Annotated in this window: 3 protein-coding genes and 2 pseudogenes; all 5 read left to right on the forward strand. The window is 42.3% G+C overall.

Annotated elements, in window-relative coordinates; translation table 11 throughout:
* The first annotated feature begins 154 nt into the window (after window positions 1–154).
* On the forward strand, window positions 155–679 hold the full coding sequence (locus ACTNC6_RS15950; RefSeq protein WP_441044619.1) for a hypothetical protein: 525 nt from the start codon (window positions 155–157) through the stop codon (window positions 677–679).
* A 79-nt stretch (window positions 680–758) separates the two neighbouring features.
* Entirely contained in the window at window positions 759–1,511 is a 753-nt protein-coding gene (locus tag ACTNC6_RS15955) for a TIR domain-containing protein (RefSeq protein WP_441044621.1), read from the forward strand.
* A gap of 171 nt (window positions 1,512–1,682) precedes the next feature.
* The gene (locus tag ACTNC6_RS15960; RefSeq protein WP_002582191.1) at window positions 1,683–2,159 is read left to right on the forward strand and encodes a PcfB family protein; all 477 of its coding nucleotides are present in this window, start codon (window positions 1,683–1,685) and stop codon (window positions 2,157–2,159) included.
* Window positions 2,160–2,377: 218 nt separating this feature from the next.
* Window positions 2,378–2,962: pseudogene (locus ACTNC6_RS15965) on the forward strand (type IV secretory system conjugative DNA transfer family protein); the annotation flags it as partial.
* 690 nt (window positions 2,963–3,652) lie between these two features.
* A pseudogene (locus tag ACTNC6_RS15970) lies at window positions 3,653–4,573 on the forward strand (reverse transcriptase domain-containing protein); the annotation flags it as partial.
* Between the last annotated feature and the right edge of the window lie 91 nt (window positions 4,574–4,664).

The following is a 4,664-nucleotide window of genomic DNA, read 5'->3' on the forward strand; positions in this document are numbered from 1 at the left end:
ACAAAACATTACGTGAGTAAACTCGCATAAGCGGTTCCCGCTAGCCCGGACAGACGGTTTCCCGTCTGCCGGACTTGCGGTGTTACCGCACAAGAATATTCAGCATATAGAGTTTGGGGATTATTCTTATCAGGAGATAGCATCATCTGACAAGATGAATGAGGTATTATCATATTTGCTGCGTATAGGAGCTTTTAGCCAATATGCAGGAAAGACTATTATCAATAATGTTTATATGGATATGAAAGGTAAGAAGCCAGTATTTAAGAGGACAAAATCTGCCATAGAAAGAAACAATATATTTAATAGCATTAAAAGATATACAAGGAAGTTGAAGCCGGAGTATAATGGAGATGTGTATTTGGAAACCGTTAGGTGTTATTTTTCTATACCGCAAGAAAATTTGGAGAAGTGCCGATATACATATCAGGGAGCAGAAACATACGCTTTTCTTATGTCGGATAAATACATCTTGGCATTATTTACGCATTGTTTAGTTGCAAGAAAAGAGGATGCTTGTAAGAATTTTCATATAGAAGGCTTTACGGAAAAAGAGTATGGAATGGTGACAATGGAAAATGTAAAGAATGTTTTGTTTCAGGTATTGTTATTTGACAATATTGATAGAGTTAATGAAAAATTAGAGGTTAATCTTATTTCCATTTTTTTATTAAAATAAATGTGAGTATAGGGTTTCCGGTATTGAGATGTACGACAGGAAAATGTTTAAATTTTACATAAAATGGAGGTCGATAGTAATGGGTAAGCAGAGGTTGTTTATATCATATTGTTGGAAAGACGGAAATACATATGCAGACGAATTAGAAACACAGTTGAAAGATACTTTTGATGTAAAGCGTGATAAATCACAGCTTATTGCGAATGATAATCTATATGACTTTATGGCAGAAATTGCAAATTGTGAGAATGTGATTATTGTTCTGACAGCAGAATATGTTAAGTCGTTAAATTGTATGCTTGAAATGTCCTATCTAGTATCGCAAGATGAATGGGGAATGAAAGCAATGGTTTTAGTTATTGATGATTCTTTGTATTCTATTGAAAGAAAATTTGAAGTGATGAATTATTGGATATTGCGCCAGAAAAATAATCATGCTTCCTTGAAGAATGCAGATTTTGGAAAAGCATTGTGGGAAGAGGAAAAAGAATATATTGACCTGATTTGTGAGAATATGGAAAAATTTTTTGAAGGTCTTTCTAGAAGAAAAAATCCTAGTCAAATTGCGATTGTGAATGAAGTAATTAAGAAATCCCAAAGAAGTCAAGAGCAAGAGCATGAGATGAGGGAGTGTGTGGTAAAAGGAGAGGATTTAGTAAAGGAGTTTCTTGCTGTGAATGGAAATATGACGATAAGTGAATTGTCAGAGAAAATGAATCGAACCAAAGCAGCAACAATGCGTTATATTTCAAATTTATCGAAAGAAGGAGTTATAGAGCGAGTTGGTGACGGAAAGAATGGAAAATGGGTATTAAAAAAGAGTAGTAAATAGAAAACAGCGTCAGGGCAGTTATAAGTCGAGAGATTTGTAGCTGCCCTTTTTTATTGCTTTTGGACACGATGTCCAGAAGCAGAAAGGAGAGTTATGAGGTATTTATTACATCGGCTGTATGTTCCACCTTAGCGGAGCATACACACAGGAAGATGCAGATCGGAGGTACTTATGCAAGAGGAAGTAACGCAGAAAACAATCGCTCTTGTAATTAAGACCGCTAAACTGGATGCCAACGTCTTGAAGGCTGCAATGCGGATGTATCTGAACCACCGCAGACAGAAAGCACAGAAAACGCATGGTAAAACTTCTGTGAAAAAGCTGGTTGGCGAAGGCGTGGGAGTTTCGTCTATCGAAGTGACGGACGGCAATATCAAATCCTTTGAGCGGGTAGCTCGTAAATATAATGTTGATTTCGCCGTCAAGAAAGACAAGACAACGGACCCACCGAAATATGTGGTATTTTTCAAGGGCAGGGATGCCGATGCGGTAGCACAGGCATTCAAGGAATTTGTTTATGGTAATGAGAAACGAAAGGGCAGGACTTCCGTAAGGGAGAAACTGAAACGCTTCAGGGATGCAGTATCACAGAATAAGAACAGAGAACGGAGCCGGGAAAAGAATAAGGACAGGGGGCAGAGCCTTTGAGTAACATCATTGAAGGCATAACCAAAGACCTGAAGGCTATCCCGAAAAATCTGAAAGCAAAAGCCGGCGGTATGGATACCAAGAAGCTGGTGCTTTTGAATCTGCCCTATATCTTTGTTGGATATTTCTGTGATAAGGTTGCATGGCTGTGGAGAGTATCAGAAGGTACAAATGCTTCTGATAAGATGATGGCAGTCATGAACCGTTTTGATAAGCTGTTTGCCAATCCTTTGCCCAGCTTCCACCCAAGAGATTTATTGATTGGTGTGGTAGGTGGCATAGCGCTCCGCCTTGTGGTGTATTACAAAGCCAAGAATGCCAAGAAGTTCCGGCAGGGTGTAGAATACGGTTCCGCAAGGTGGGGAAATGCCAAGGACATAGAGCCATATATGGACTCTGTGTTTGAAAATAATGTCCTTCTGACACAGACGGAACGGCTGATGATGTCTGGCAGACCGAAAGAGCCGAAGTACGCAAGAAATAAAAATATTCTTGTTATCGGTGGTTCCGGTTCTGGTAAGACTCGCTTTTTTGTGAAGCCGAACCTGATGCAGATGCACTCGTCTTATGTTGTCACTGATCCGAAAGGAACGGTACTGGTTGAGTGCGGAAAAATGCTAAAGAAGGGCAAGTACAAGATAAAAGTTTTGAATACCATAAACTTTGCTAAATCCATGCATTACAATCCTTTCGCCTATATTCGAAGCGAAAAGGATATTTTGAAACTTGTAAACACGATTATAGTCAACACCAAAGGAGAGGGACAGCAATCCGGTGAGGACTTCTGGGTAAGTGCGACTCGTTCGCAGGCGGTAAAAAGTCTGCGCACGGGCAACGGTTTTCCGTTGTTCGGAGAACTGATAGTTTGATAGGTGGAATGACGGGGTAACGCCCTGAAACGCCTACCCTTGATGGGCGTGCATTAGCTGTAATGGCTTTTGTACGAAGCCCCATGACAAAGGCTGAGAGTAACCGTAACCACTGCCAAAAGTGGTCGAAAGCGGTCTGGCGGCAGACTGTGTTACCTATAGGCCGAGGGTCTATAAGATACCTATGGTTAGAATGTTCGCTTTGGCGGGCGGACTGACGAACCTGCGAATGTACAGGTCTAAAAGAAGACCACGCAGAAATGCGTGGGTGCGTTAAAGCGCAGTCGGTGTGGTTCAGTAGAAATTTGCCCTACGAACGACCATGCTGTGTTACAGGCACAGGCAAGCCGACAGGTCTATAGCAGGAACCTAAGGGTATGTATGTACAGATAGAACTATCGGAACGAGGAAAGGCAGCAGATTCCGCAAGGAATAGTTTGACGAAGAACAATAAGCAGACGAACTGCTGCTGAAAAGCAGTGGTCGAACCTATGATGTGCTTGCGTTATGTGAGCTACGGAGGAATGGCCACAAGTCGGTTGAGATAAACAGGCATTATTCAATCCAACATAAGGATTCGAGTAAGACCAAAAGGGTCACTTTCGTAAAAGGAGGTGATGCCTTATGCCAAAGAAAAGCAAAAATCTATGTGTAGATGATTTACGTCACGCCGAGTATTACGGTATGCAGCCAGTTTTTGACGAACTCTACCGTCGAAGTCTGGATGGAGACAACTTTACCGACCTCATGGATATAATCCTAAGCCGGGATAACATTCTTTTGGCATATCGGAACATCAAAGCAAACGGAGGAAGCTACACAGCAGGAACAGACAACAAAAACATTAGTGACATCGGGTGTTTACCGCCCGAAACAGTTGTGGAGAAAGTGAGGTTTATTGTCACAGGAAGTCATCACGGATACCGACCAAAACCGGTCAGGCGTAAAGACATTCCGAAGCCAAACGGCAAGACCCGCCCGTTGGGTATTCCTTGTATCTGGGACAGGCTGGTACAGCAATGTATCAAGCAGGTCATGGAGCCTATCTGCGAAGCGAAATTCAGCGACAATAGCTACGGCTTTCGCCCGAACCGCTCCGTAGAACACGCCATGCAGAGAACCTATACCATGCTCCAGCGAATGAATCTGCATTATGTGATTGAGTTTGATATAAAGGGCTTTTTCGATAATGTAAATCACAGTAAGCTGGTGCGGCAGATATGGGCTTTGGGAATACACGACAAACAGTTGATTTTTATTATCAAGCGGATTCTGAAAGCACCGATTAGAATGCCAGACGGCACTACCCTCATTCCAGACAAAGGCACACCGCAAGGTGGTATCATTTCACCGCAACTTGCGAATATCGTGCTGAATGAACTGGATAACTGGGTAGAGAGCCAATGGCAGAACCACCCTCTTGTAAAGGAATACGGGTATGAGAGGAAAATCAGAAACTCGATTACTTTTGACCGGAGCAAGGCATTTCTCAAAATGAGGAAAACGGGACTGAAAGAAATGTACATCGTGAGATATGCAGATGATTGTGCGCCACGAAGGCGAGGACTTGTGGCATGAAGCCAAACAAGTATAGCCATGCTGTGTGAATGATGATGGCAGGCCCATCGGAACCGCC

The sequence above is a fragment of the Blautia sp. HCP3S3_C4 genome, from assembly GCF_052064095.1.
In the GTDB taxonomy this organism is placed as follows: Bacteria; Bacillota; Clostridia; order Lachnospirales; family Lachnospiraceae; genus Blautia_A.

Excerpts from the sequence above, each read along its gene's own strand:
- ACTNC6_RS15950 (WP_441044619.1), top strand. The coding sequence starts at position 155 with ATGAATGAGGTATTATCATATTTGCTGCGTATAGGAGCTTTTAGCCAA.
- ACTNC6_RS15955 (WP_441044621.1), top strand. The coding sequence starts at position 759 with ATGGGTAAGCAGAGGTTGTTTATATCATATTGTTGGAAAGACGGAAAT.
- ACTNC6_RS15960 (WP_002582191.1), top strand. The coding sequence starts at position 1,683 with ATGCAAGAGGAAGTAACGCAGAAAACAATCGCTCTTGTAATTAAGACC.